24 protein-coding genes and 1 tRNA gene are annotated in these 24733 nt (G+C 66.6%); 17 read left to right on the top strand and 8 right to left on the bottom strand.

Annotated elements, in window-relative coordinates; all coding sequences use genetic code 11:
• The first annotated feature begins 22 nt into the window (after nucleotides 1–22).
• A complete protein-coding gene (locus ACLBYA_RS17690) occupies nucleotides 23–1210 on the top strand; it encodes a diiron oxygenase (RefSeq protein ID WP_447710730.1) in 1188 nt (395 codons plus the stop codon).
• A gap of 45 nt (nucleotides 1211–1255) precedes the next feature.
• Nucleotides 1256–2131: an LLM class flavin-dependent oxidoreductase gene (locus ACLBYA_RS17695; RefSeq protein WP_447710731.1), complete on the top strand. Its 876-nt coding sequence runs from the start codon at nucleotides 1256–1258 to the stop codon at nucleotides 2129–2131.
• Nucleotides 2132–2191: 60 nt separating this feature from the next.
• Here the strand turns inward: ACLBYA_RS17695 and ACLBYA_RS17700 are convergent, their stop codons facing one another.
• Complete coding sequence (locus ACLBYA_RS17700) at nucleotides 2192–3307, bottom strand: ROK family protein (protein ID WP_447710893.1); 1116 nt, start codon at nucleotides 3305–3307, stop codon at nucleotides 2192–2194.
• 118 nt (nucleotides 3308–3425) lie between these two features.
• Between ACLBYA_RS17700 and ACLBYA_RS17705 the strand changes: the two genes are divergently transcribed.
• Nucleotides 3426–4643, top strand: a complete 1218-nt coding sequence (locus tag ACLBYA_RS17705) for an MFS transporter (protein ID WP_447710732.1) — start codon at nucleotides 3426–3428, stop codon at nucleotides 4641–4643.
• Here ACLBYA_RS17705 and ACLBYA_RS17710 read toward each other — a convergent pair.
• Together ACLBYA_RS17710 and ACLBYA_RS17715 are read right to left on the bottom strand one after the other, a co-directional pair.
• Complete coding sequence (locus tag ACLBYA_RS17710) at nucleotides 4630–5004, bottom strand: DUF5709 domain-containing protein (protein ID WP_447710733.1); 375 nt, start codon at nucleotides 5002–5004, stop codon at nucleotides 4630–4632. The two genes, ACLBYA_RS17705 and ACLBYA_RS17710, sit on opposite strands and share 14 nt — an antisense overlap.
• A 30-nt stretch (nucleotides 5005–5034) precedes the next feature.
• Nucleotides 5035–5547, bottom strand: a complete 513-nt coding sequence (locus tag ACLBYA_RS17715; RefSeq protein ID WP_447710734.1) for a hypothetical protein — start codon at nucleotides 5545–5547, stop codon at nucleotides 5035–5037.
• A gap of 132 nt (nucleotides 5548–5679) precedes the next feature.
• On the opposite strand from ACLBYA_RS17715, the gene ACLBYA_RS17720 reads away from it, so the two are divergent.
• The 3 genes from ACLBYA_RS17720 to ACLBYA_RS17730 all read left to right on the top strand — a co-directional run bounded on the left by ACLBYA_RS17720 (nucleotide 5680) and on the right by ACLBYA_RS17730 (nucleotide 7773).
• The gene (locus ACLBYA_RS17720; protein WP_447710735.1) at nucleotides 5680–6480 is read left to right on the top strand and encodes an alpha/beta hydrolase; all 801 of its coding nucleotides are present in this window, start codon (nucleotides 5680–5682) and stop codon (nucleotides 6478–6480) included.
• Nucleotides 6477–7070 (top strand): TetR/AcrR family transcriptional regulator, encoded by a 594-nt coding sequence (locus tag ACLBYA_RS17725; protein ID WP_447710736.1) that lies wholly within the window; start codon nucleotides 6477–6479, stop codon nucleotides 7068–7070. The genes ACLBYA_RS17720 and ACLBYA_RS17725 overlap by 4 nt, the downstream gene beginning before the upstream one ends.
• A 64-nt stretch (nucleotides 7071–7134) precedes the next feature.
• Nucleotides 7135–7773 (top strand): Rv1733c family protein, encoded by a 639-nt coding sequence (locus ACLBYA_RS17730; protein WP_447710737.1) that lies wholly within the window; start codon nucleotides 7135–7137, stop codon nucleotides 7771–7773.
• On the opposite strand, the gene ACLBYA_RS17735 is transcribed toward ACLBYA_RS17730, so the two are convergent.
• Nucleotides 7770–8861, bottom strand: coding sequence for a GGDEF domain-containing protein (locus ACLBYA_RS17735; protein ID WP_447710738.1), 1092 nt, complete (start codon nucleotides 8859–8861; stop codon nucleotides 7770–7772). The genes ACLBYA_RS17730 and ACLBYA_RS17735 overlap by 4 nt on opposite strands.
• Nucleotides 8862–9034: 173 nt before the next feature.
• Here ACLBYA_RS17735 and ACLBYA_RS17740 point away from each other — a divergent pair, with 173 nt between their 5' ends.
• Both ACLBYA_RS17740 and rnhA read left to right on the top strand, forming a co-directional pair.
• A complete protein-coding gene (locus ACLBYA_RS17740) occupies nucleotides 9035–9658 on the top strand; it encodes a glyoxalase (protein WP_447710739.1) in 624 nt (207 codons plus the stop codon).
• A 10-nt stretch (nucleotides 9659–9668) separates the two neighbouring features.
• Entirely contained in the window at nucleotides 9669–10124 is a 456-nt protein-coding gene (rnhA, locus tag ACLBYA_RS17745) for a ribonuclease HI (protein WP_447710740.1), read from the top strand.
• On the opposite strand, the gene ACLBYA_RS17750 is transcribed toward rnhA, so the two are convergent.
• Nucleotides 10121–10549 carry a MarR family winged helix-turn-helix transcriptional regulator gene (locus ACLBYA_RS17750; RefSeq protein ID WP_447710741.1) on the bottom strand — a complete coding sequence of 143 codons (429 nt, stop codon included), beginning with the start codon at nucleotides 10547–10549 and terminating at the stop codon, nucleotides 10121–10123. The two genes, rnhA and ACLBYA_RS17750, sit on opposite strands and share 4 nt — an antisense overlap.
• A 64-nt stretch (nucleotides 10550–10613) precedes the next feature.
• On the opposite strand from ACLBYA_RS17750, the gene ACLBYA_RS17755 reads away from it, so the two are divergent.
• From ACLBYA_RS17755 to ACLBYA_RS17780, 6 genes are all read left to right on the top strand, one after another.
• Nucleotides 10614–10940, top strand: a complete 327-nt coding sequence (locus tag ACLBYA_RS17755) for an antibiotic biosynthesis monooxygenase family protein (RefSeq protein ID WP_447710742.1) — start codon at nucleotides 10614–10616, stop codon at nucleotides 10938–10940.
• 105 nt (nucleotides 10941–11045) lie between these two features.
• Nucleotides 11046–13496 carry a GcvT family protein gene (locus ACLBYA_RS17760; protein ID WP_447710743.1) on the top strand — a complete coding sequence of 817 codons (2451 nt, stop codon included), beginning with the start codon at nucleotides 11046–11048 and terminating at the stop codon, nucleotides 13494–13496.
• Nucleotides 13493–14635 carry an N-methyl-L-tryptophan oxidase gene (gene solA / locus ACLBYA_RS17765; RefSeq protein WP_447710744.1) on the top strand — a complete coding sequence of 381 codons (1143 nt, stop codon included), beginning with the start codon at nucleotides 13493–13495 and terminating at the stop codon, nucleotides 14633–14635. Before ACLBYA_RS17760 ends, solA begins: the two co-directional genes overlap by 4 nt.
• Nucleotides 14632–15798 carry an aromatic ring-hydroxylating oxygenase subunit alpha gene (locus ACLBYA_RS17770; RefSeq protein WP_447710745.1) on the top strand — a complete coding sequence of 389 codons (1167 nt, stop codon included), beginning with the start codon at nucleotides 14632–14634 and terminating at the stop codon, nucleotides 15796–15798. Before solA ends, ACLBYA_RS17770 begins: the two co-directional genes overlap by 4 nt.
• Nucleotides 15799–15817: 19 nt before the next feature.
• Entirely contained in the window at nucleotides 15818–16606 is a 789-nt protein-coding gene (locus ACLBYA_RS17775; protein WP_447710746.1) for an IclR family transcriptional regulator, read from the top strand.
• A 201-nt stretch (nucleotides 16607–16807) separates the two neighbouring features.
• Nucleotides 16808–18475 (top strand): BCCT family transporter, encoded by a 1668-nt coding sequence (locus ACLBYA_RS17780; protein ID WP_447710894.1) that lies wholly within the window; start codon nucleotides 16808–16810, stop codon nucleotides 18473–18475.
• 37 nt (nucleotides 18476–18512) lie between these two features.
• Here ACLBYA_RS17780 and ACLBYA_RS17785 read toward each other — a convergent pair whose 3' ends face one another.
• Nucleotides 18513–20789 (bottom strand): ATP-dependent DNA ligase, encoded by a 2277-nt coding sequence (locus tag ACLBYA_RS17785; RefSeq protein ID WP_447710747.1) that lies wholly within the window; start codon nucleotides 20787–20789, stop codon nucleotides 18513–18515.
• A 35-nt stretch (nucleotides 20790–20824) separates the two neighbouring features.
• Between ACLBYA_RS17785 and ku the strand changes: the two genes are divergently transcribed.
• Nucleotides 20825–21724, top strand: coding sequence for a non-homologous end joining protein Ku (gene ku, locus ACLBYA_RS17790; protein WP_447710748.1), 900 nt, complete (start codon nucleotides 20825–20827; stop codon nucleotides 21722–21724).
• A 66-nt stretch (nucleotides 21725–21790) separates the two neighbouring features.
• Here ku and ACLBYA_RS17795 read toward each other — a convergent pair whose 3' ends face one another.
• Nucleotides 21791–22291, bottom strand: a complete 501-nt coding sequence (locus ACLBYA_RS17795) for an HNH endonuclease (RefSeq protein ID WP_447710749.1) — start codon at nucleotides 22289–22291, stop codon at nucleotides 21791–21793.
• Between the two features lie 35 nt (nucleotides 22292–22326).
• Nucleotides 22327–22400 (bottom strand) — tRNA-Arg (locus ACLBYA_RS17800).
• Between the two features lie 390 nt (nucleotides 22401–22790).
• Here ACLBYA_RS17800 and ACLBYA_RS17805 point away from each other — a divergent pair.
• Nucleotides 22791–23582: an SDR family oxidoreductase gene (locus ACLBYA_RS17805; RefSeq protein WP_447710750.1), complete on the top strand. Its 792-nt coding sequence runs from the start codon at nucleotides 22791–22793 to the stop codon at nucleotides 23580–23582.
• Between the two features lie 12 nt (nucleotides 23583–23594).
• Nucleotides 23595–24671, top strand: coding sequence for an NAD(P)H-dependent amine dehydrogenase family protein (locus ACLBYA_RS17810; protein WP_447710751.1), 1077 nt, complete (start codon nucleotides 23595–23597; stop codon nucleotides 24669–24671).
• The last annotated feature ends 62 nt before the right edge of the window (nucleotides 24672–24733 follow it).

Raw genomic sequence — 24733 nt, forward strand, 5'->3', positions numbered from 1 at the left:
GTATCGGGCTTACCGTCGGAAGATGACAGCCTCGGTGCGGCCTCAGACCACGCGTGCGGAGTTCGCCGAGCGCCTCCTCAAGGGGTCGGTGCGCAAGTCCTACGCGCCGATCGTGGACATCGACTGGGATGCCCCGCTGGACCCGGACAAGTTCTTCCTGCCGCCGAAAGTCGTGTCGCTGTATGGCACTCCGATATGGGAGGCGATGAGCCGCGCCGAGCAGATCGAGCTGTCCCGACATGAGTTGGTCAACACCCTGTCGGCGGGCATCTGGTTCGAGAACATCCTCAACCAGGCCTTGCTGCGCAAGATGATGCACCAGGATCCGACCGCCGCGACCACCCACTACGAGCTGACCGAACTCGGGGACGAGACCCGACACATGGTGATGTTCGGCAAGGCGATCGCGAAGGTCGGCACCGAGCCCGTGCGGCCGCGGCTGTATCAGCGCATTGTCATCAACGCGCTGCCATTCGCCTTTCGCGGGTCGGTGTTGTGGGTGGCCGCCCTGATCGGTGAGGAGATCTTCGATTCGCTACAACGCCAGATGATGGACGATGACGAACTGCAGCCGATGGTGCAGCGGTTGATGCGCATCCACGTCACCGAGGAGGCCCGCCACATCCAATTCGCCCGCGACGGGCTACGCAAACGGACACCGTCGATGTCGCGGTGGAAGCGGTTCTGGGTGGGCAACCTCAACGGGGTCGGCGGACCGTTCTTCCGGTTCCTCTTCACCAACAAGGTGCAGTACCGTCGGGCCGGCCTGGACGCCCCGACCGCGCGTCGGATGGCGCGACGTTCCCCGCACCGCCACCGGGTGCAGATCGCCGGGTTCGCCCCGCTGGCATCGTTCCTCGAAGAGATCGGGTTGATGGGCCCGATCGCGCGCCGGATGTGGCGACGCAGTGGGTTCCTGCCGACCGGGGCGCTGGTGCCGACGGGCCGGGTGGAGATCGCCGGCGAGGAGGATATATACGTCGGCGCTGCGACCGTCGACGGACGGGAGGTGCGGGTGCGACTGGCCGGGCACCTCCACCCGATCGACGGGCAGTACCACTGGCAGGGCACGGTGTTGGACGACCGCACGCCATCACGGACCCTGACGGTGACGATCGGTGAGCGCACGGCTGAGGCCAAGTTCACCGAACGCAGCCAGCAAGGTGGCTATGCGATCGCCGGTGTCGGGGTGCCGCCGTTCCCCCGGTAGTTCATTCCGCAACGGCAAATTAGAACGTGTTCTAGTATCGGTTCCATGCGGTTCACTTATGCGGAAGCCATGACCGATCCCAAGTACTACATCCCGCTGGCGAAAGCCGCTGACGAGGCCGGATACCACGGGATGACGATCGCGGACAGCGTCGCCTACCCCGAGGTGTCGGACTCGAAATACCCCTACACCGAGGACGGCAACCGGGAGTTTCTCGACGGTAAGTCGTTCATCGAGACGTTCGGCCTCATCGGTGCACTGTCGGCCGTCACGAGCCGCCTGCAGTTCAACGTCTTCGTCCTGAAACTGCCGATCCGCCCGCCCGCCCTGGTGGCCAAGCAGGCCGGTTCGCTGGCCGCGATGTTCGACAACCGCCTCAACCTCGGCGTCGGCACCAGCCCGTGGCCCGAGGACTACGAGATCATGGGCGTCCCGTTCGCGAGGCGCGGTAAGCGGATGGACGAGTGCATCGACATCGTCCGGGGCCTGACCTCCGGGGATTACTTCGAGTACCACGGCGAGTTCTACGACTTCCCGCGCTTCAAGATGACGCCGGCCCCGACCAAGCCCATCCCCATCCTGATCGGCGGGCATGCGGATGCCGCCCTGCGCCGCGCCGCCCGCAACGACGGCTGGATGCACGGCGGCGGCAACCCGGCCGAACTCGACCCGCTGCTGGCCAAGCTCGCCAAGTTCCGCGAGGAGGAGGAACGCATCGGCAAGGCCGAGGAGTTCCAGATCCACGTCATCTCGATCGACGGGTTCACCCTCGACGGTGTCAAGCGCCTGGAGGACAAGGGCGTCACCGATGTCATCGTCGGCTTCCGGATTCCCTACATCATGGGCCAGGACACCGAGCCGCTCGAGGACAAGATCCGCAACCTGGAATGGTTCGCCGAGAACGTGATCGCCAAGGCCTGATTGCCCTTCGCCTCAGCGGCCTCGTCCCTCAGCCGCATCGTTGTCGGGCGCAGCAAACGGCTAGCCCAGCACACCGTCCACCGCGGCGGCGCTGAGGACCTCTTCGAGCACGATCGTGGCACTGCCGACGGTGGCCGATCGGTCACCGTGGGCGGCCGCAACGACCTCGAGATCCTTGGTGGCCACCGCGGTCGCGTTGCCGTACAAGGCTTCTCGCAGCCCGGCGACATAGATGTCGTAGGCACCCGCCATATCGCCCGCGACCACCAGCACGGCCGGATTGATCAGGTTGACCGCCGGCGCGAGGCCCTCGCCGACATGACGGCCGCTGTCCCGGATCATCCGGCGGGCCTCCGGGTCACCGTCGTTGGCCAGTTCGGCGACATCGCGCAGGTGGCGCACCGGGCGGCCCTGCCGTTGCAGTTCCCGCACGATCGCCCAGCCGCCGGCGATCGCCTCCAGGCAGCCGGTATCCCCGCATCGACACGGATGCCCCAGTGCGGCAGCGATTTTGTTGTGCCCGAACTCCCCCGCCGCCTGCCCGGCACCGCGCAGCAGCACGCCACCCGCGACGATCCCGGCCCCGAGGCCGCTGGAGGCCTTCAGCACCAGCACATCGTCACGGTCACCGCGTTCGGCGAGCGCGATGGCGTTGGCGTCGTTGTCGAGTACCACCGGGACGGTCCCGAGGCTGCTGAAATACGGCCGCAACTCCACACCGTCCCAGCCGCGCAGGATCGGTGATCCGCAACTGCAGCCGCGGACCCGGTCCACGGTGCCCGGCAGGCTCAGGCCGACGCCGTACACCGCGGCATCGGGGAAATCCGCCAGCAGCACATCGAGGCCCTTGACCACATCGGGCATCAGATCGTCGGGGCCGAGCGCGACCTCCTGGTCGATATCGGAGAGCGCCAGCACGTCGCCGGCCAGATTGCAGATCGCGAGCCGGGTGCGACTGATCCCGATGGCCGCCGACAGCACCACCCCGGCGTCGGCGTTGAAGCTGAGCTGGGTCGCCGGCCGGCCTCCGGTCGAAGCGGCCGGCTGGCATTCCACGACGAGTTCGGAGTCGAGCAGCAGGGCAAGCCGGGCGCCGACGGCGGTGCGGGACAGACCGGTCAGCGTCGCGATTTCCGTGCGGGTGATCTCGCCATGCCGTCTGATCAGGGCGAACATCTCACCGACGGTGGTCACGCTTCCGATTTCACCACAGAATGCGTAAGCTTCGCCACTTTGACCTGGAAAATACAAAACTAAGTTGAGTTGCAGACGTAAGCGGTCTTACGCTTGACCGGTGACACCCAGCATCGATCGCCCCAGCCGCCCGCAGTCTGTCGTCGCCGCCGACCCCACGGTCCGCGCGCTGGCAGTGTTTGCGCTGGCCCTGGGCGGTTTCGGCATCGGCACCACCGAGTTCGTCGCGATGGGTCTGCTGCCCGATATCGCCGCGAGCTTCGGTATCACCGAGCCCACCGCGGGCCACGTCATCTCCGCCTACGCGCTCGGTGTGGTGGTCGGTGCGCCGACCATCGCCGCGCTGACCGCCCGAGTTCCGCGTCGGGCCCTGCTGCTGGGGCTGATGGCCGTCTTCACCCTGGGCAACCTGGCCAGCATGTTCGCACCGACCTACCCGACGCTGGTGGCCGCCCGGTTCATCGCCGGATTGCCGCACGGCGCCTTCTTCGGGATCGCCGCCCTGGCCGCCGCTCATCTGATGGGACCGCGCAACCGGGCCAAGGCCGTGGCCTATGTGCTGTCCGGGTTGACGGTGGCCACCGTGCTCGGCGTCCCCGCCGCGTCCTGGCTGGGCCAGGCACTGGGCTGGCGCAGCGCTTTCGGTCTGGTCGTGGTGATCGGGATGATCACGCTGGCCGCGCTGTGGTTCTGGCTGCCCGGGCAACTGCGCACGATGCATGTGACCAGCCCGCTGACCGAGTTGGGTGCACTGCGCCGGCCGCAGGTGTGGCTGGCCGTGCTGGTCGGCATGATCGGCTTCGGCGGCATGTTCGCCGTGTACACCTACATCAGCACCACCATGACCGACGTCGCCGGTCTGCCCCGGACGCTGGTTCCGTTGGCACTCATGGTGTTCGGTCTCGGCATGGTGGTCGGCAACCTGCTCGGCGGCAAGCTGGCCGACACGTCGGTGGTGCGCGCGCTGTACCTGTCGATGGGCGCGCTGAGCGTCGTACTGCTGGTGTTCGTGGCGGCCGCACACAACCCGTGGACGGCGCTGCTGGTGCTGTTCGGAATCGGCACGGCGGGTTCGGCCGTCGGGCCGGCCCTGCAGACCCGGCTGATGGATGTCGCCCAGGACGCGCAGACACTGGCCGCGGCACTGAACCACTCCGCACTCAACATCGGCAATGCGGCCGGCGCCTGGGTGGGCGGGCTGGTGATCGCCGCCGGTTACGGCTACACGGCGCCGGCTGCTGCCGGGTCCGCGCTGGCGATCTGCGGCCTGCTGGTACTCACGGTGTCGGTGCTGCTGGGGCGCACTACTCGTCGATGATGTGGACGGCGGCCTCTTCGGCCGAGGCCGCCCCGCCGTCGATACCGACATCGCTACCCAGCAGGTCCGATTCGGTGTCCGCGCCGGAACCCGCGTCGGGTGCGACCAGCCGGCCCGAGCGGCGGGCCCCGACCTCGTCCTCGCCCCACTGTTCGTCCAGGTTGTCGGCACCGTCGGAGATCTCGGGCTGCTCATCGGCCAGGCGCTCGTCGAGGCTCTCGTGCTCGCGCGCCTCCTGCCAGCGCTCAGGCGGTGAATAACCCTCGTCCAGCAGGTCGTCCACACCGCGATCGAGCAGGGTGTCCTCCGCTGTCAGCTGGTCGTCGTTGTCAACGCTGTAGTCACCTTGTGGACCGCTCATGACACCAGCTTGCCTCATCTGAGCTGATCCTCACAGGACGAACTGAGCCCGGAGAAGTGCACCGCGGGTGCGCCGTCGACAAGGACAAAATCGGTTCCCGGGGTACCACTCGGTGCCGGGCTGGATCCACGGCGGCACAGTGTGCGGATAGGCGATCGTCACATCCGCATAGAACCGGGCGTTGGCCGGACAGCTCGGGCTGCTCGAAGGCTGCGGATTCCAGGCATGGACCACAACGGGATTGGTGAGCCGCGCGCCCTCGGCGCAGTTGGGTTGACATTCCACGGAGATGTCGGTGCCGAATCCGCTGGCGCCCTGGTCATCCCAGGTCGACCAGACCATATCGTGCAGTACGCCGGTGTCATCGCAGTTGTAGTCGAACACCGCGGGTCGCTGCGGCAGCGGGTTCGCCGGGTCGAAGCACATGCCGATGGCGTAGACGGCGTCGGTGGGCTCCGGCTCCGCGTGGGCGACGGCGGACGTCGACAACAATACGGCCGCAGCGACCGGGACAGCGGCGGGCGCAGCGAGCAGGCGGATCACCCCGGGAGACTAACAACGATGGCGGGTTGCGGCATGTCCGCCGGCGGAATATTTGGACCCCGTCCCTGGTTGAAGCCGATATCGCTTATGGAACGTTGTTCTATAAGATGGTCACACGAGATGGGAACAGTTATGACCGACATCGTCTTCATCCACGGACTATGGGTCGCGGCCGGCGCATGGCAGCCGTGGATCGAGCACTTCGAAGCCCACGGCCATCGGGCCTTCGCCCCCACCTGGCCCGGCGAACACCCCACCCCGGCGGAAACTCGACACGCCGCCGCCGATCAGGCCGGCCACGGTATCGACGCACTGACCGACCACTTCGCCGGCTACCTCGAACAGTTCGACACCCCACCGGTGGTCATCGGGCACTCGTTCGGTGGGCTCATCGCGCAGAAACTGTTGGGCCAGAACAAGGTCGCTGCGGCCATCGCGATCGACCCCGCCCCCATCAAGGGAGTCAAGCCCCTGCCGCCGGCGCAGCTGCGGTCGGCGTTTCCGGTCTTGGGCAATCCGCTCAACCGGGGGCGCGCCAAGGGGTTGACCGAGGCGCAGTGGCGTTACGGGTTCGGTAATGCGTTGTCCCAAGAGGAATCCGACGCGCTCTGGCAACAATGGGCCATCCCGTCGCCGGGCAAGCCGCTGTTCGAGGCTGCCGTCGCGAACTTCGCGCCCAACTCACCGGCGAAGGTCGACACCGCCAATTCGAGTCGGGGTCCACTGCTGATCACCGGCGGCGCTGCCGACCACACCGTGCCGCTGGTGAGCGCCAAGGCCGCTCATCGGCTGTACGAGAAGTCGGGTGCCATCACCGATTTCTACGAATTCGAGGGACGCGGCCACTCGCTGACCATCGATCAGGGGTGGCGTGACGTCGCCGATGTGTCGCTGCAGTGGCTGGCTGACCGCAACGTCACGAAGGCCGCATGACGGTCCGCCGTCGCACTGCCAGCGCTGCGGTCTCGGTCGCGTTGCTCAACGCGGCCGAGACCGTGCTGGACCGCGACGGCACCGACGGGGTCACCGTTCGTGCCGTCGCCCACGAGGCCGGCGTCTCGCCCATGAGCGTCTACAACCGATTCGAGAACAAAGACGGGCTCGTCATCGCCCTGGCCACCCGTGCACTCGACGAACTTGCCGTGGCCATCGATACGCCTGACCCGATGGATCCGATCGAACGACTCCGTACGGCATGCCGCAGCTACCGCGGCTTCGCGCGGCAGCACCCGGCGCGCTACTCCTTGATCTTCGGTGCCGGCAGCCCCCTGGAGGATCAGAGCTCCGGTGTCGCCGCGACCGGTCGAGCCGTGTTCGACATCCTGATCGAGTTGATCGACGGTGTGCGGCCCGGCAACAGCCGAGCAGACGCTGCCGAGTCGGCTCAGATCGTCTGGGGTGCCATCCACGGCGCCGTGACCATCGAACATGCGGGTATCGGCCAGACTCCCGACGCAGATACCACTTTCGAGAATCTGCTCGACCTGCTCGTGAAGGCTCTGGCGTCACCGCACCGGATGTGATATCCGTCGCCCGGCCCCCTCACCGCTTTGCGACCGGCTGCCACCGGTGTCAATCTGAGAAGCGATGTTTGCGCACAAGCATGAAAGCAGCCAGCCCAAGCCTGTAACCGGCGTCACGCTGTTTGCTGCCCGACTGCGTTGGTACCTACGGGCACTCGGCGGTCGACACCCCTTGGTCCGCACCGTGGACAGGCTGGAAGCCTGCACCGTCCTCGGTGTCGTCGTCGCTGCCCTCATCGCGATCCCGATGGCGATGTCGGCGGGATCGCTCATCCACGAGTCCGCGCTGCAGACCGCCCGCGATCAGGCCGCCAGCCGCCACTCGGTGCAGGCGGTCGTGGTGGCCGGCATCGGCGTACCCACCGACCTCGACACGCCTGCCTACGTCCGCGCGCAGTGGCGCGAGGGCGCTGCGGAACGCACCGAATCGGTGGTCAGTTATGCGACCACCAAGCCCGGCGACCACATGACGGTGTGGCTGGACAACACCGGGAAGGTCGTCAACGCACCGCTGCAGGCCGGCGACGCCGAACTGCAATCCGTCGTCGCCGCGGGCGCAGTGTGGACGACCGTGGTGATGATCGCCGTACTGGGCGCCTTCCTGATCCGGCGTGGGCTCGACCGCGCGCGGGACCGGGCGTGGGAACGCGAGATCGCCCTGCTGTCCCACAATGACGACGGCTGGGCCAACCGGCACACCTAAGCCGCGTGGTGATGCCGATTGCCGCCGGCCCGTTTGGCCGCATACATCGCCTCATCCGCGGCCACCACCAACCGGTCGACGCTGGAGCGCAGATGCGCCGGGGTACGGCGCAGATTCCCGATCGGCGTGCAGGCCGTCCCGACGCTCGCGGTGATCGCCATCGGCAGCTCGGCAATGCCGGCGCAGACCCGATGCGCCAGCGGGCTCGGGTCACCGGTCGCATACGCGGCCGCGACGACGAATTCCTCACCGCCACTGCGTGCGACGACGGCGACGGTATCGGCGACAGCCTGCCCGAGCGCCCGTCCCACCGCCACCAAGGCGTCATCGCCGGCCTGATGGCCGCGGGTGTCGTTGAGCCGCTTGAAATTGTCCAGGTCGACCATCACCACGACCAGATGCGCATCCGGATCGATATCGACCTCGTCGAGCATCTTCGCCGTGTAACGCTGGAATGACCTCCGATCCAGCAGCCCGGTCAACGGGTCCCGCCCGGCACGCTCCAGATCCGCGCCGAGTGAGCGGATCAGCAGGTGGATGGCCACCGGCGTCACGATGTTGATCTGGGTGACCAGGAACAGGTCGACGGCGGCGAGGGCGACGTGCCCGGACTGCGCGACCCGCACGGCCACGATCACGGCGACGGCCGCAGCCACCACGAAGTTGTAGACCACCAGCGCGGTGGAGTGGAAGAACGCGAAGTAGGCGGCGGTGGTCGCGAAGGCGATACAGCCGAACAGCGCACCCTGCGGATTCGGATAGGACAGGCAGGCCAGCGCGACCGACGCGTTCGAGACCATCGCGAACGCCAGCGACTGCCGCTTGGAGGGCCATCGCCACGCCCACAGCAACGCACCCCCGACACCGCCACCGAAGGCGGTCCACATCATCGCCGCCGGCAGGCCCGCGGCCGGGGCGTCGACACTGAGCAGCAACACCAACAGACAACCGGCCAGCGAGGCGGCGATCGAGGCCATCAGAATGCGCACCGCGTCGGTAACCCCGCGCGCGGCCAGGTAGTCGGTGATCCACTCGTAGTGGTTGGTCCGCACCGACCACCGTTTCGATAGAGCGGCCGCCACCGTCATCGCCCCATTCTCGTCGCCAGCAAAGCTAGTAGAGGCTACCGCGTAGGCCTCATTTAGGTAACCCTACTGCGGAACGCTCATCTCGCGTCGACTGTGCGCGCCATCCAGCAAACCGGGACTCGGATCGGCACCCCGCCGCACCAGCGCCAAGATGACCGGGGATGATTTCTGGCGTGACCCTCACCGTCGCCGAACTCCTGGTTGCCGATGCCCCGCAGTCGTGGACGCAGGCCGGGTTCACCGTGGATACCGACGACACCTGTCGGGTGGGCGGCGTGCGCATCCGACTGCTGGGCCGCGACGGCGGCACCGGGATCGTCGGATGGTCGTTACGCGGTCTGCCACCAGGCATCGATCAGCTCGACAGGATCGCGACGTCGACGTCGACGCTGCCTGTTGGCGCGCCTGCCGCGCACGCCAACGGGGTCACCGCGATCGATCACCTGGTCCTGATGTCCCCCAATCTGGCGCGCACGGTCGCGGCACTGGCCGGCACCGGCCTGCAGCCGCGACGCGAACGCGATACCGACCTCGGTGGGCACCCGATCCGGCAGATCTTCTATCGACTGGGCGAGGTGATCCTGGAGGTCGTCGGCGCACCCGATGGCGCGGGTGACGGGCCTGCCGAGCTGTGGGGCATCACCCATGTGGTCGCCGATATCGGCGCCACCGCGGCCTACTTCGGTGACCGGACCGCACGGGTCAAGGACGCGGTGCAGCCGGGACGCCGGATCACCACGCTGCGGCACAAGGAGTTCGACATGTCGGTGCGGACCGCCATGATCTCGCCGAGATAGTCTCGGCGCCATGAGTGACGATCCCGTGGTCATCCACACCGACGGCGGGTGTCGCCCGAACCCGGGGCCGGGCGGCTGGGGCGCGGTGCTGCGGCAGCGCCACCATGTACGCGAGATGTGCGGTGGCGAGTCCGGCCAGACGAGCAACAACCGGATGGAGCTGACGGCACCGATCATGGCGCTGGAGGCGTTGAAGCGCCCGGTCACCGTGCACCTCTATACCGACAGCACCTACGTCCGCAACGGGATCACCAAATGGGTCCAGGGTTGGGAGCGCAACGGCTGGAAGACGGCAGCCAAGGAACCGGTGAAGAACGTCGACCTCTGGCAACGACTGCAGGCCGCGTGCGAGCGCCACCACGTCGAATGGTTCTGGGTGAAGGGACATTCCGGGGTCGCCGACAACGAGCTGGCCGACGAATTGGCGACCCGCGGGCTGCAGCAGGCCATTGCCGCGGGCGGTTAATTCTCCAGACGCTGCGCGCAGGCCAACAACCATTGCGACAGTTGGGCTTCCGCGCCGCCGGGCAGTCCGTCGACCATTACGGAATCGACCGCGAGCACCGCGTCGTGACCGGCCGCCAGTTTGCGCCGCCCCAGCGGTGTCAAGCTGAGCGCGACGGCGCGGCCGGCCGACTGCTGGGCGGCGTCGCGCACCAGCCCGGCCGCACGCAGACCGGACAGCACATCCTGCAGCGACTGGCGGGTGACGAAGCACAACCGGGCAAGTTGGGCCGCCGAGGCCGACGGATGGTCGGCCAGCGCCCGCAGGGCGGTGTACTGGGCCATCGACAATCCGGTGGGACGCAGGGCGGCATCGCAGTTTCGGCGTAATGCCTGTTGAACCCGTTTGATCAAATAGCCGACGGTCAGTTCCGTCTCGACGCCCATGACAGGAACCTTACACAGTGCTACCGTGAATTGTAAGGAACCTGACATGCCGAGGAGGAGTGCCATGACCACCATCACCGCAGGAACCGGCTACGCGACGTTGATCAACGTGTTCACCGTCGCACCGGAGAAGGCCGAGGAACTGTCCGCCACCCTGAGTGCGGCCACCGAGCAGGTGATGCGCCACCAGCCCGGGTTCGTGTCCGCCAACATCCACATCAGCACCGATCACACCCGCGTCGTCAACTACGCACAGTGGGAGTCCGCCGAGGCGTATGCCGCGATCTTTCAAGACCCGACGGTCACCGAACATATGGGCGCCGCGGCGGCGATGGCGGAAAGCTTCGATCCGAAGCTGTACACGGTGGAAACGGTGCACAGCACGACCTGATCCACGCCGACGTGCCGCGTTGTGTTGCGAGGGTGGCTCCCGCAGCGATATTGTTGCGCACAACGCATCGGTTGCTTGATGCGCAACAATATCGCAGGAGCAGCCATGGCCTTCCACGCGGCCCAACCGAAGATCATCATCATCGGAGCGGGCATCGTCGGCACCTCGCTGGCCGACGAACTCACCGCCCGTGGCGCCACCGACGTCACCGTGCTCGACCGCGGACCGCTGTTCGCCACCGGCGGGTCCACCTCGCACGCCCCCGGCCTGGTGTTCCAGACCAACCCGTCCAAGACGATGAGCGAGTTCGCCCGCTACACCGTCGAGAAATTCGTCGGACTCGGGGCGTTCAACCAGGTCGGCGGTCTCGAGGTGGCGACCACCGAGGCACGCTGGACCGACCTGCACCGCAGGCTCGGCTGGGCGCAGGCGTGGGGCATTCCCGGGGAACTTCTCGATCCCGCGGAATGCGCCGCCCGCTACCCGTTGCTCGACCGGGACCAAATCCTCGGCGGCTACCACACACCCACCGACGGCCTGGCCCTCGCGCTGGTCGCCGCCACCGCACAGGCCAACCTGGCGACAACCCGCGGCGCCCGTTTCGTGGGGCACCAGGAAGTGGTCGACGTGTTGGAGCGCGGCGGTCGGGTGGCCGGCGTCCGGACCGCGGACGGCACCGAGTTCGCCGCCGACATCGTCGTCTCGGCGGCAGGCTTCTGGGGTGCTCAGCTCGGCCGCCGCGTCGGCTTGACGGTGCCGCTGGTACCCATGGCCCATCAGTTCGCCAAGAGCGGACAACTGGCCGAACTGCGCCGCACGGCACCGGAACCTACCGACGCGCGGCTGCCGATCCTGCGCCACCAGGACCAGGATCTGTATTACCGCGAGTACGGCGACCGGCTGGGCATCGGCTACTACGGGCACCGCCCGATGCCGGTCGACATGACCACGCTGTTGACCGACACCGCCGGCGAAGCGATGCCCTCGATGCTCCCCTTCACCGATGACGATTTCGCTCCCGCCTGGTCGGCCAGTGCGGAACTCCTTCCTGCGCTGGGTGATTCAAAGGTCGAGGAGGGCTTCAACGGTATCTTCTCGTTCACCCCGGACGGGTTCTCGATCGTGGGTGAACATCGCGACCTCGGCGGGTTCTGGGTGGCCGAGGCGGTGTGGGTGACGCACTCCGCCGGTATCGCCAAGGCCACTGCCGAGTGGATCCTCGATGGAGCCCCGGCTACCGACATCCACGAATGCGACCTGTACCGCTTCGAGGAGCCGGCCAAGAGCCCCGAATTCATCCTCAAGACCAGTTCGCAAGGCTTCGTCGAGGTCTACGACATCATCCACCCCCACGAGCACCGCAAGGATCCGCGCGATGTCCGGGTCAGTCCGTTCCACCGGCGTCAGCAGGAACTCGGCGCGCATTTCTTCGAGGGCGCGTGCTGGGAAAGGCCGGCATGGTTCGAGGCGAACGCCGAGCTGGTCACCGAACTGGCCGCCGACGGGGTGGCCTTCCCCGCGCGCGACAACTGGTCGGCCAAGTTCTATTCGCCGATCTCGATCGCCGAGGCCCGCTGGACCCGTGAGCATGTCGCGCTCTTCGACATGACACCGCTGACCCGCTACGAGGTCAGCGGCCCCGGTTCGTGCGCGTTCCTGCAGCGGCTGACCACCAACAACGTCGACAAGCCCGCAGGCGCAGTGACCTACACACTGCTGCTGGACGAAACCGGCGGCGTCCGAAGCGACCTCACCGTCGCGCGACTCGACGACCGGACCTTCCAGGTGGGCGCCAACGGCCCATTGGACATCGACTGGCTGACCAGACACCTGCCCGCCACCGGTGTCACGATTCGCGATGTCACCGGCGGCACCTGCTGTGTCGGCGTATGGGGCCCGCGGGCCCGCGATCTGGTCGCCCCGCTGTGCGCCGCGGACATCTCGCACGCAGCGTTCGGCTACTTCAGGGCCATCCGCACCTACATCGGCCCCGTGCCCGTCACGATGATGCGGGTGTCCTACGTCGGCGAACTGGGCTGGGAAATATACACATCCGCCGAACACGGACTCAAGCTGTGGGACCTGCTGTACTCCGCGGGCCACCGGCACCGGGCCATCGCAGCAGGCCGGATAGCGTTCAACAGCCTCCGGATGGAGAAGGGCTACCGGTCGTGGGGAAATGACCTGACCGCCGAGCACCACCCTGTTGCCGCGGGCCTCGGGTTCGCGGTATCGGCCAACAAGGGCGACTTCCTGGGCAAGGCCGCGCTCGGCTCCGCACCGCCACCGCTGAAAACGTTGCGCAGTATCGTTTTCGACGATCCCACCGCGGTGGTGCTCGGCAAGGAGCCAGTCAGCGTCGGCGACTCCGTCGTCGGGTACGTGACGAGCGCCGGCTACTCGGCAACCATCGAGCGGACCATCGCCTATGCCTGGTTACCCGCCGGCACCGCGGTCGGCGACTCCGTCACCGTCGCATACCTCGACCGTACCTACGCCGCGACCGTCCACGCGGAGCCGGTGCTCGACCCCGAGATGAAGTTGATACGGCGATGAGCGACAACATCTATGACGTCATCGTCGTCGGGCTGGGCGGTATGGGCAGTGCCGCCGCCTACCATCTGGCTCGCCGTGGTGTGCGTGTCCTGGGCCTGGAACGGTTCACCCCGGCCCACGACCGTGGCTCCAGCCATGGCGGATCCCGGATAATCCGGCAGTCCTACTTCGAGGACCCCGCCTACGTCCCGCTGCTGCTGCGGGCCTACGAACTCTGGCAGGAGCTCGCCGACGACACCGCGCTCGAGGTGTACCGCCTTACCGGCGGACTGTTCCTCGGCCCACCGGACTGCCTGACCGTCGCGGGCAGCCTGCGCGCCGCCCGCGAATGGTCACTGCCGCACGAGATGCTCGATGCCGCCGAGATCCGGCACCGGTACCCGACTTTCACGCCGGCTGCCGGGGATGTGGCGCTCTTCGAGGCGAACGCCGGCTTTGCCCGCCCCGAGATGACCGTGCAGGCACACCTCGATCTCGCCGCCCGCGCCGGCGCCACGCTGCAGTTCGGCGAGACGGTCGAACACTGGATCGACGGTCCCACCGGAGTCTCGGTGACCACCGGTTCGGGCACCTACACCGCCGGCCAGCTGGTCATCTGCCCGGGTGCCTGGGCGCCGGTTCTGCTGAGCCAACTCGGCATCCCGATCACCATCGAGCGGCAGGTGCTCTACTGGCTGAACCCGGCCGGCGGCACCGAGCCGTTCGAGGACCACCCGATCTACATCAGCGAGAATGCCGACGGCGAGCAGATTTACGGTTTCCCCGCGATCGACGGCGCGCAGGGCGGGGTCAAAACCGCGTTCTTCCGCAAGGGCCAGATGTGCACGCCGGAAACCATCGATCGCACCGTGCAGCCCCATGAGGTCGACGAGATGCGGGCCCGCGTCACCCAGCTGCTGCCCGCCCTCACCGGTCCGGCCGTGCACACCGCCACGTGCATGTACTCCAACACACCCGACGAACACTTCGTCATCGCCCGTCCCGCGGAACTCACGAATGTCACCGTGGCCTGCGGCTTCTCCGGGCACGGGTTCAAGTTCGTCCCAGTGGTCGGCGAGGTCCTCGCCGATCTGGCCGTCAACGGTGACACCAGCCATCCCATCGCACTGTTCGACCCGACAAGGCTGGCCTCGGTATGACGACACTCGATGACTCCGGCCCGAACACCGCAAGCGCCCCCAGTGGCGCGCTGCTACCCACGCTGAGTGGCCGGTACTACTGTGATCCGGCGGTTTTCGCGGCCGAACAGCAGAACATCCTGGAGAACATGTGGTTCTGCGCCGCCCGCAGTGCCGATCTCGCGACACCGGGCGCCTTCCGCAAGGTTCAGGTCGGCCGCGAGAGCGTCCTGGTGGTGCGCAGCAGAGACGGCGGTTTGAATGCCTTCCTCAACGTCTGCCGACATCGTGGTGCCATGATCTGCACCGAGGACACCGGGACCGTCAACCGCCACCTGCGCTGTCCATACCACGCCTGGACCTACGGTCTGGACGGAAGGTTGGTCGGGGCACCGAATTTCGGAGCGCTCGTCGACTCGACCGGCGCACGCATCGACCGTTCCGAGTACGGACTCATCCGAGTCGAGCTGCGGGAATGGCTCGGCTACGCGTGGGTGTGCCTGGCGGCTGACCCGCCGTCCTTCGAAAGCGACGTCGTCGGCACGGTGACCGCGCGCCTGGGGAATGCCGATGCGGTGGAAAGCTATGGCGTTTCCGGCCTGTCGGTGGGCCGCCGAATCGTCTACGACGTCGTGGCCAACTGGAAGCTCATCATCGAGAACTTCATGGAGTGCTACCACTGCGCGACCATCCACCCCGAACTCACCGAGGTGGTACCCGAATTCGCCGACGGGCTGGCCGCCCAGTACTTCGTGGGACACGGCGCGCTGTTCGGGGAGCAGGTCCAGGGGTTCACCATCGACGGTAGCGCCGGGGTGGATCGCATTCCCGGGGTCACCGCGGAGCAGGACCGCAGATACTACGCAATCACGCTGCGCCCCAACGTGTTCATCAGCCTGGTACCCGACCACGTCATCTTTCACCGGATGTACCCGATGGCGGCGGACCGCACCGTCGTCGAATGCGACTGGCTGTATCTGCCCGACGTGGTCGAACAGGGTCTGGATCTGCGACGTTCGGTCGAACTGTTCCATCGGGTGAACCTGCAGGATTTCGACGCGTGCGAGCGCACACAGCCGGCAATGGCGTCGCGGGCCTACCGTCGCGGCGGCGTGCTGGTGCCCTCGGAGCACCACATCGGCGAATTCCACAGCTGGCTCCTGGAGCGGTTGGCCGACAGCTAGGGCCTACACTGGACAGGCCATGGCCGACGACAGAGACGCACCGCGAGAGAAATCCGGGGCCGCAGTGCAGTCAGTCGATCGCGCACTTCTGGTCCTGGAAATCCTCGGCAAGCTCGGTGCGGCCGGAGTCACCGAGATCGCCGCTGAACTCGGCGTGCACAAGTCCACCGTGTCTCGTCTCGTGGCGGTGCTGGAGTCCCGCGGCTTCGTCGAACAGCTCTCCGACCGCGGCAAGTACCGGCTCGGCTTCACGATCGTGCGGTTGGCGGGATCGACCAGCGCCCAACTGGATCTGGCGAAGGAAAGCCAGCCTATCTGCGACCGACTGGCCGCACAGACGGGCGAGACCACCAATGTCGCCGTCCTCGACGCGGACCGGATCATCAACGTCGTCGAGACCCTGGGCCCGGGCGAGATCACGCTGCGGACTTGGGTGGGCCAGAGCTGCCCCGCACATGCCACCTCCAGCGGTAAGACCCTGCTGGCCGGGCTGAATCCGGACGAGCTGACCACGCTGCTGGACGGCGAGTTGGAGGCGTTCACACCCAACACGATCGGCGACACCGGGCGCCTGCGCCAAGACCTCGACGAGGTGCGGGCCACGGGATGGGCCAGCGTCACCGAGGAACTCGAAGTCGGCCTCAATGCCGTCGCCGCGCCGGTCCGGGACAGCAGCGGCCGTGTCGTGGCAGCACTGAGCGTCTCCGGACCGGCCTACCGTCTGGATCCAAGCCGTTTCGGCGATGTCGCCCGGCTGACGGTCACCGCGGCCGACGAGATCAGCCGACGCCTCGGCCATTTGGGCTGACTCTGCCGACTGACGTATGCCAGTCGGTGGATTCGCGCTACCGTCCGGCCTGCATTACACCCATTTTTGTTGTTTAATACGCAACACATGCGTTATTCGCAACAAGTTGGCTGAGGAGACCTCATGTCCCTGGACACCAACCCGACCCCGGAGCCGACCGCCGATTCTGACGGACCTCGCGACCGGCACCCACTGGAACCGATGACCACCCCGGTGGAGCCGGCCGATAGGCATCCCGGGCGAGACTGGGTGGTCTTCGGCGTCACCGGTGCGATCTCGATCGCCTTTGTGCTGTGGGGTCTGCTGAACACACCGAGCCTGTCCACGGTGTCGGCCGGCGCCAAGGACGGGCTGATCAAGGGCCTCGGCTGGTTTTTCGTGCTAGCCGCCAGCTTCTTCGTCATCTACGTGTTGTGGCTCGCCGCAAGCAAATACGGTCGCATTCCGCTCGGCTGCGACGATGAGCAGCCGGAGTTCAACACAATTTCGTGGATCGCGATGATGTTCAGTGCAGGCATGGGCATCGGTCTGATGTTCTGGGGCGTGGCCGAACCACTCAACCATTTCGTCACGCCGCCACCGGGCACGACCGAGGCGCAATCTGACGATGCATTCCAAACCGCCATGGCCACAACGATGTTCCACTGGGGACTGCACCCGTGGGCGATCTACGCCGTGGTCGGGTTGGCGATCGGGTACGGCATGTATCGCAAGGGCCGTCCCGGGTTGCTGTCGGCGGCGTTCACCTCGCTGTTCGGGAACCGCGCCAACGGACCGGCGGGCAAGGTGATCGACATCCTGGCGATCTTCGCCACCCTCTTCGGGTCGGCCGCCTCCCTCGGGCTGGGTGCACTGCAGATCGGTGACGGACTGGAATTCAACGGCTGGGTCGGCACCGTGGGCACGCCCATCCTGGTCACCATCATCGCGGTGCTGACCGTCGCGTTCATCGCATCGGCGGTGTCCGGAATCGCCAGGGGCATCCAGTGGCTGTCCAATATCAACATGGTGCTGGCACTGCTTCTGGCGGTGTTCGTCTTCATCGCGGGGCCGACGCTGTTGATTCTCAACCTGATTCCCAGCGCCCTCGGTGACTACATCCGCGATTTCGTGACCATGAGCGCCCGCACGGATGCCAACGGCGATGCCGAACTGGCCGCTTGGCTGTCCGGATGGACCATCTTCTACTGGGCTTGGTGGGTGTCGTGGACGCCCTTTGTCGGCATGTTCATCGCCCGCATCAGCCGCGGCCGAACCATCCGTCAGTTCGTCACCGGGGTGCTTCTGGTCCCGACCCTGGTCAGTCTGGTGTGGTTCTCGATTTTCGGTGGCTCGGCGATCGAGCGGCAGCGGACTGTCGGGGACATGGTCGGACCCGACGGGTCCGTCGCCAGCACCGGCGCGCTGTTCCAGTTGCTCGACACGATGCCGCTCGCCGGCTTCACGACAGTGCTGGTGATGGTGCTGGTGGCCATCTTCTTCGTCTCCGGTGCCGATGCCGCGTCCATCGTGATGGGCTCACTGTCCGAGCGGGGTTCACACGAGCCCACCCGGGCGACGGTGGTGTTCTGGGGCGCGCTGACGGGCGCTGTCGCCGCGATCATGCTGATCATCGGCGGCGGTGGGGCGGACGCGTTGACCGGTCTGCAGAATCTGACCATCGTGGCGGCCGTGCCGTTCGTGATCGTCATGGTGTTGCTGTGCGTCGCGCTCTACAAGGATCTGCGCGCCGACCGCGTCGTGATCGTTGATCGCCGCGGATCAGAACTGGTCGAGCGTGCCGTGGTCACCGGTTCCGGGCACTACGGAGACAACTTCGATCTGGTGACCCGGTATCACAAGCTGGATAACCCGCCCAGCGAACCGTGACGGGTACCGGGGAGCGGTGTTCAGATCGTCGCGTCACCTACTCCCAGACCACCTCGTCCGGCGTCTTGTCCGGGCGCAACCCGCGCCAACTCGGCTGCCGCAGCCGGTGGTCGGCGGTCCGTTCGCTGTAGCGCACCTCTCCCACCAGCTCGGGCCGCACGAACGTCACCCCCTTGGCATCCGGACCGGAAAGTCGTGTGACAAAGGGCGACTCGGAGGTCTCCAATGGTTTCAGCATGTCACGCAAGGACGCCAGCATCTTTTCGGTGAACCCGGTACCCACCCGGCCGGCGAAATCCAGTCCACCCGAGCCCGGGACCCCGACCACCAACGCCCCGATACCGCTGGTGCGCCCGCCCTCACCGGCCCGCCAGCCGCCGATCACCACCTCCTGGGTGCGCCACAGCTTGTCCTTGACCCAGGACTGTGACCGCCTGCCGGGCTGATAGGTGGCATCCCACTTCTTGGCGATCACCCCCTCGTAGCCGTGTTCGCGCACATACTCCAGCGCCTCGGCGCCGTCACCGACAAGTAGGTCCGGCACGATCGGCACACCGTCACGACCCAACAGCTCCAGTAATTTGCGGCGGTCCCGGTATTTGGCCCGCAACAACGAACGACCATCCAGCGCAAGCAGATCGAACGCCCAGAACTCGATGTTGCTGCCCGACGCCCGATTCTGCATGGCCCCAAAACTCGGCACCCCATCGGCGTCCAGCGCGACCACCTCACCGTCGAGCACCACATGGTGATCAACCAGATCAGCTGCCAGCGAACGCAATTGCGGGAACTCCCCGGTCACGTCCCGCCCGGACCGCGACCGCAGGGTCAGCTCACCGTGGTTCGCGTCGACCAGTAACCGGTGGCCGTCCCACTTTCCCTCAAACGCCCACACCGTCGAGGTCAGCCGCGCAACGGAACCGTGGGTCGCGAGCATCGGCGCCAGATCCTTCTCGCTGAAGGTCTGCTGGTCCTTCATCCGGTGCGCCAGCCAGTTCTTGCCGTCGGTCTGGATCAGCGCATAACGACCCTCGATCTTCGAGCCGTGCAAGGTGACGATCACTTCACCTTTGCGCCCCTCGATCGGCTTCTCGCCCGCCACCCCCGGATCGCGGAACTTCTCGGTCTCATACGTCCCGGCGTCCCAGACGGTCACCTGCCCACCGCCGTACTCCCCGTGCGGAATCGAGCCCTCGAACGTGGCGTACTCCAGTGGATGATCCTCGGTGTGCACCGCCAGATGGTTCACCGCGGTGGTCTCGGGCAGGTTCTTCGGAATCGCCCAGGACACCAGCACACCGTCGCGTTCCAGCCGAAAGTCGTAATGCAGGCGACGCGCGTGATGCTCCTGGATGACGAAGGTGTTGTCCTGACCCGCCGCGGGCGAGGCGGCAGGGACCGGTTCCGGGGTCTTGCCGGCATCACGCATGCTGCGGTAGGTCGTGAGCTTGTCGGCCTCGGGTAGCGGCTCGTCCAACCCGGCAAGCAGATCGCCATCACGCTCCACGCGCTCCAGCACTTCCTCGAAACTCAAGTGCCGCAGATCGGGATCCTCGATCTCCGCCCAACTGCGCGGTGCAGCCACGGTGGGTTCGGCGCGGCCACGCATCGAGTACGGCGCGATCGTGGTCTTGGCCGCGCTGTTCTGGCTCCAGTCCAGGAACACCTTGCCCGCCCGCACACTGCGCGTCATGGTCGCGGTGACCTGCTTGGGCATGCTCTTCTCCAGCGCCAGCGCGATCCGTTTGGCCAGCACCGATGCGCCCTGCGAACTGATCGGCTCGGCCAGCGGCACGTAGAGGTGCACCCCCTTGCTGCCACTGGTCAGCGGGTAGGCCGTCAGACCGATGTCCTCGACGTATCCCCTCACCTCGTGCGCCACCTCGCACAGTTGACGGAAGCTCACATCCTCGCCGGGGTCGAGATCGAAGACGATGCGGGTGGCCGGTCCGGGATCACCGTCGGCACCGAAGCGCCATTGCGGGACATGTACCTCCAGTGCGGCCTGCTGGGCGATCCAGGCCAGTCCCTCGGCGGTATCGATGACCGGATAGGTGGTGGTCCCCGATCGGTGGGTGACCGACGCGCGCCCCAACCAGTCCGGCGCCGAGGAGGCGAGTTGTTTCTCGAAGAATTCGCCCTGTTCGACGCCGTTGGGCCACCGTTTTCGGGTGACGGGTCGACCGGCGATATGCGGCAACATGGCGTCGGCGATGGCGAGGTAGTAGTCGAAGACCTCGGCCTTGGTGGTGCCGGTGGACGGATAGAGCACCTTGTCGGGGTTGGTCAGTTTGACCCGGCCGAAGCGCTCCACCCTCGTCAGAGTAGGCGGCGCTGTTACCGTTGGTCATGCGGTCGATCTGGAAGGGCTCGGTCTCCTTCGGTCTGGTCAACGTACCGGTCAAGGTCTACAGCGCCACCGAGGACCATGACATCAAGTTCCACCAGGTGCACGAGAAGGACAACGGGCGTATCCGCTACAAGCGGGTGTGCGAGGTGTGCGGTGAGGTGGTCGAGTACCGCGATATCGCCCGCGCCTACGACTCCGATGACGGCCAGACCGTGGTGATCACCGACGAGGACATCGCCACCCTGCCCGAGGAACGCAGCCGCGAGATCGAGGTGCTGGAGTTCATCCCGGCCGACCAACTCGATCCGATGATGTACGACAAGAGTTACTTCCTGGAGCCCGATTCCAAGTCGACCAAATCGTATGTGCTGCTGGCCCAGACCCTGGCCGAGACCGACCGGGTGGCCATCGTCAATTTCGCGCTGCGCAACAAGACCCGACTGGCGGCACTGCGCGTCAAGGACTTCAGTAAGCGCGATGTGATGGTGATCCACACCCTGCTGTGGCCCGACGAGATCCGTGATCCCGACTTCCCGTCCCTGGACAAGGAAGTGGAGATCAAACCCGCCGAGCTCAAGATGGCCGGGCAGGTCGTCGAGTCGATGACCGACGATTTCAAACCCGACCAGTTCCGCGACACCTATCAGGAGCAGCTGCACGAACTGGTGCAGGCCAAACTCGATGGCGGCGAGGCGTTTACCGTCGAGGAGCAGGCCACCGACCTGGATGAGACCGAGGACGTCTCGGACCTGCTGGCGAAACTGGAAGCCAGCGTCAAGGCCCGCGAGTCCGGCTCGGCGAAGAAGGAGCCCGCCAAGAAGGCCCCGGCGAAGAAGGCGGCCGCCAAGAAGGCCCCGGCCAAAAAGGCGCCCGCGAAGAAGGCCGCCGCAAAGAAGTAGCGCTGCCGAGATTCACACCCGGGATCGAATCCCACCGGAGACTATCCCTGGTGTGAATCTCGCGCCTCACGGCACCGGCGCGTGCTCCCGCCACATCCGGCGCTGCGCCGACGCCGACGGGGCCGGCACCCGCGGCTGCCACAGCAGCGTCATACCGGCCTCGGCCGGGGTGGCGTCGGCCTTGAGCTGGTTGCACGTCAAGCAGGCCGCGATCAGGTTGGCCCACGAGTTCGGTCCACCCCGCGACCGCGGCAGCACGTGGTCGACGGTGGTGGCGAAATCCCCGCAGTAGCCGCAGGTGTTCCGGTCCCGGCGCAGCACGGCGGTCATCGATGCCACCGCGTGCTCGTCGAGGTCGCGGTGCGGCACCAGCACATAGTGATTCAGCACGATCACCGTCGGCAGCGGTACCGACAGATGCGCCGAATGGATGACGGTGCCGGACTCGTGCGCCTGGTGGATGCGTGCCTTGGCCTTGACCACCAGCACCACGGCGTTCTGCCACGACACCAGATCGAGGGCCTCATACGATGCGTTCAGCACCAGAGTCGCCGGGAACTCCCGCATGTCACAGCCCTCCTCTCTGTTGTGTGGCCGTCCCGCACCGCCGGAGGGATTCGAACCCCCAACCCCCTGAGCCGAAATCAGGCGCTCTCATCCGTTGAGCTACAGCGGCATCGATGAATCAGCAAACAATCCAACGTGATTCGATCCAAGTAAATCCAGCGCGAGCGTCGTTGTCAACCGTAATGAATCCCAGTTCAGCTGTGGAACACCATGATTCGCGGCATGGCGAAAACTGGACGTGTCAGCCGACGCGCCCAGCAGCGGTGATGAGATCCGCAGATATTCGGCGATCCTTTTCGCGCACGACGAGGACCGAGCCGACATATCCCGGCTCGGTCCTGGCGCGGCGCATCAAGAACATGGCCACAAGGGTAGCGACGGACGCCAGCGATTTTCGGAGATCTGACAGCCACCGCCAGAATTAGAACGTGTTACAGAAACCGGCCACGGTGCGAACCCGGCCTTGTTACGGTGGCGCTGACGAAGGGATGACGCGCGCATGATTCTGGACAGATTCCGGCTCGACGATCAGGTGGCCGTGGTGACCGGCGCGGGCCGTGGACTCGGCGCCGCGATCGCCGTCGCCTTCGCCGAAGCCGGTGCTGACGTGCTGATCGCGGCGCGCACCGAGGCCCAGCTCGAAGAGGTGGCCGCCCAGGTGCAGGCCACCGGACGCCGGGCTCACATCGTGGTCGCCGACCTGGCGCACCCCGAGTCGACGGCCTCGCTGGCCGGCCAGGCGGTCGAGGCATTCGGGAAACTAGATATCGTCGTCAACAATGTCGGCGGGACCATGCCCGGACCGCTGCTGAACACCTCTACCAAGGACATGAAGGATGCGTTCACCTTCAATGTCGGCACCGCCCACGCGCTGACCACCGCCGCCGCGCCGCTGATGCTCGAGCATTCCGGTGGCGGATCGATCATCAACATCACCTCGACGATGGGCCGGCTCGCCGGCCGCGCATTCGCCGCCTACGGCACGGCCAAGGGCGCCCTGGCGCACTACACCCGGCTGTCCGCCCTGGATCTCTGCCCGCGAATCCGCGTCAACGCCATCGCCCCCGGGTCGATCCTCACCTCGGCGCTGGACGTTGTGGCCTCAAACGATGCCCTGCGCGAGCCGATGGAGCAGGCCACCCCGATGCGCCGCCTCGGCGACCCGACCGATATCGCCGCCGCCGCAGTGTATTTGGCCTCACCTGCCGGTAGCTATCTGACCGGCAAGACACTCGAGGTCGACGGCGGCCTCACCTTCCCCAACCTCGACCTGCCCATCCCCGACCTGTAGAGGAATACCTGTATGGCCATCACAGTCGCCGCAGTCGGCACCGGAAATGTCGGACGCCACGCCCTGGCCCAGCTGATCAACGATCCCGCCTATGAACTCACCGGGGTGTGGGTGTCCTCGGCAGCCAAGGCCGGTAAGGATGCCGGCGAGCTTGCCGGACTGGATGTTTCGACCGGCGTCACGGCCACCGACAACCTGGACGACATCCTGGCGGCCAAACCGGACTGTGCCGTCTACACCGCGATGGCCGACAACCGGCTGCCCGACGCCCTGGAGGACTACCGCCGCCTGCTGGCCGCCGGCATCAACGCCGTCGGCAGCGCCGCGGTGTTCCTGCAATACCCCTGGCAGGTGCTACCCGCCGAGCTGGTCACCCCCATCGAGGAGGCTGCCAAGGCCGGCAACGCCAGCCTGTTCGTCAACGGCATCGACCCCGGATTCGCCAACGATCTGCTGCCGCTCGCGTTGGCCGGCACCTGCCAGAGCGTCGAGCAGATCCGCTGTATGGAGATCGTCGACTACGCCACCTACGACAGCGCCACTGTGATGTTCGACGTGATGGGCTTCGGCAAGAGCATGGACGACCTGCCGATGCTGCTGCAGCCGGGCGTGCTGAGCCTGGCCTGGGGCTCGGTGGTCCGACAGCTCGCCGCCGGTCTCGGCATCGAACTCGACGAGGTCACCGAGACCCACGTCCGGGTGCCCGCACCCGAGGACTTCGATATCGCGGCCGGCCCGATTCCCAAGGGCAGCACCGCGGCCATGCGCTTCGAGGTGCGCGGCATGGTCGACGGCCACCCCGCCGTGGTCCTCGAACACGTCACCCGGCTGCGTGACGATCTGTGCCCGGATTGGCCGCAGCCGGCCCAGAAGGGCGGCTCCTACCGCGTCGAGGTCACCGGCGAACCGTCATATGCACTCGACCTGTGCCTGAGCAGCCGCAAGGGTGACCACAACCATGCCGGTCTGGTCGCCACCGCGGCCCGTGTCGTGAACGCGATCCCCGCCGTCGTCGCCGCCGGACCGGGTATCACGACCACCCTGGACCTGCCGCTCATCACCGGCAAGGGGTTGTACTCTGGTCTGTGAGCCCGGATTCCCAAGAGGGGGCTTGCCTATGGAGCCAGCACAGCCCGGCATCTCCGACTGAT

It is taken from the genome of Mycobacterium sp. C31M (assembly GCF_053345865.1).